Source organism: Pseudoduganella sp. RAF53_2 (assembly GCF_052113985.1).
Classification (GTDB): Bacteria; Pseudomonadota; Gammaproteobacteria; order Burkholderiales; family Burkholderiaceae_D; genus Rugamonas.
The window spans coordinates 1-2,250 of sequence record NZ_JBFRDW010000821.1 but is presented as its reverse complement, the minus strand read 5'-3'; the positions used below and the strand labels follow the sequence as shown (position 1 = coordinate 2,250).

3 protein-coding genes are annotated in these 2,250 nt (G+C 60.6%); all 3 read left to right on the top strand.

What is annotated here, in order from left to right; all coding sequences use genetic code 11:
- Positions 1-74: 74 nt before the first annotated feature.
- Complete coding sequence (locus AB4Z11_RS29910; RefSeq protein ID WP_442029545.1) at positions 75-761, top strand: glutathione S-transferase family protein; 687 nt, start codon at positions 75-77, stop codon at positions 759-761.
- Between the two features lie 18 nt (positions 762-779).
- Complete coding sequence (locus AB4Z11_RS29905) at positions 780-1,736, top strand: alpha/beta fold hydrolase (protein WP_442029547.1); 957 nt, start codon at positions 780-782, stop codon at positions 1,734-1,736.
- Positions 1,737-1,800: 64 nt separating this feature from the next.
- A partial coding sequence (locus AB4Z11_RS29900) for a TetR/AcrR family transcriptional regulator (RefSeq protein ID WP_442029543.1) occupies positions 1,801-2,250 on the top strand: 450 nt, incomplete at its 3' end.

The following is a 2,250-nucleotide window of genomic DNA, read 5'->3' as shown; positions in this document are numbered from 1 at the left end:
GGTAAACAACTCATCGTTTGCCTTCCGACAGCCAATCAATCTACCTACCAAATCGGTAGCTCAAGGAGTGCATTTTGAAAATTTATGACCGAGCAGGATTCCCTAACCCAGCCCGTATCCGCATCGTTCTTGCCGAAAAGAACCTGGAATCTCAGGTTGAGTTCATCAGCGTCGATTTAATCGGGGCCGAACACAAGCAAAGCGCCTTCCTTGCAAAAAACCCCAATGGAGTCGTACCGGTTCTTGAGCTGGACGACGGGACCTTCATTTCCGAAGGGGTAGCTATCACCATGTATTTGGACAACCTGGACGGCAACCCGGTGCTCACCGGCACCACTGCACGACAACAGGCCCTGATACACATGATGCAAAAACGTGCCGATGACCAGCTGATCGATGCAATCGRCATCTACTTCCACCACGCCACCCCCGGGCTGGGAGAAAGTCTGCAGGCCTATAAAAGTCCTGAATGGACGCATCGAAAGCAGTGGGGTGAGCGCAGTCTGGCCAAGTTCGCCAGCGGCATGCAGTACTTCAACAGCGTACTGGCAACTCAGCCGCATGTGGCAGGCGAGCACTTCTCGATGGCCGACATTACGGTATTTGCGGCACTGATGCATGCCTCCGCCGCCGGCGTACCGATACCGCCCGAACTATCCGCGCTGGCAGCGTGGCAGGCAAGGATCGCCGAGCGTCCAAGCGTGAAAAACCGCAGCGGCCAGCAATTCGAAGCGGACGATCTGCGCCGCCTCGGCTTTTAACCAGGAGCCACCATGACTATGTCTCCGCCCCGTACCGATCGCCGCAGCATGCTGGCCAGTCTCGCTGGCGCCGTCGCCGGACTGACAGCAATCAGCGCTACCGCTGCCGCGCCTGGCAAGCCCACAGCCGGCGTCCAGGCTGGCAAGCTCACCGCAAATACCATTACCACCCGCGATGGCACCGTGTTGTATTACAAGGACTGGGGAAGCGGTCCGCCGGTGGTGTTCTGCCACGGCTACCCGCTATCGTCGGATGCCTGGGAAAACCAGATGATGTATCTGGCCCAGCACGGTTACCGCGTCATCGCGCATGACCGGCGCGGCTTCGGCCGATCCAGCCAGCCCGCCCAAGGCTATGATTACGACACCTTCGCCGACGACTTGGCGACCCTGGTCAACGCCCTCGATCTGAAAGACGCCACCTTCATTGGACACTCAATGGGCGGCGGCGAAGTGGTGCGCTACATTGCCCGCCACGGCGCACAGCGCGTCGCCAAGGTCGCGCTGGTTGCTGCCGTTACGCCGTTCCTGCTGAAAACGGACAGCAACCCCGGTGGCGTGCCGCGCGAATTTTTCGACGGCTTCCGCAACGCCGTGCAAGCCGACCGCTCACAATGGAACAAAGACGTCAGCCTGCCCTACTACAACTACAACCGCCCCGGCGCAAAGGCGTCGGACGGGGTGCGCGAGGATTACTGGCGGCAGGGCATGAACACCGGCATGCTGGCGGCCTACCATGCGATCACCGCCTTTTCCGAAACCGACTTCCGCGCCGACCTGGCGAAGATCACCGTACCGACGCTCGTGCTTCATGGCAGTGACGACCAGATCTGCCCCATCGAGTTGACCGGCGCGCCAGCGGCCAAGCTACTACGCAACGCRCGGCTCGCAGTATACGAAGGCGGTTCACACGGCCTGCTCATCACCGAGAAGGACAAGCTGAACRCCGACCTGCTGGCCTTCCTGAAATCTTGAAATTCGTGACGAGGCGGTGTGAGTATGTGTATCATGCCGCCTATCTATCGATCAGGAGAGTAGTTTGGCGAACCGATCCGACATCCGCGAGCACATCATGGCCGTCAGCCGGAAAATGGTGCAGGCACGCGGATACAACGCACTAAGCTTCCGCGATGTGGCCGAGGCGGTGGGCGTCAAGAGCGCCAGCGTGCACTATCATTTCCCCACCAAGGGCGACCTGGGGGCGGCGCTGGCGAGGCGCTATACGGAAGACGGCATGATGGCGCTGGACGCGTTATTCGCATCCGGTGCGGGGCTGGAGGACAGCTTGCAGCAATACACGGAAATCTTCCGCCAGGCACTGGTGGATGACAACCGGATGTGCTTGTGCGGCATCATGTCTGCCGAGCAGGCCGACCTGCCGCCACAAGTACGCGCGCAGGTCAACGGGTTTACCGACGCGAATGTCGAATGGCTGGGCCGCCTCTTGCTGGCGCGGCGGCCGGGAACAGACGCGGCACTGGCACAGTCG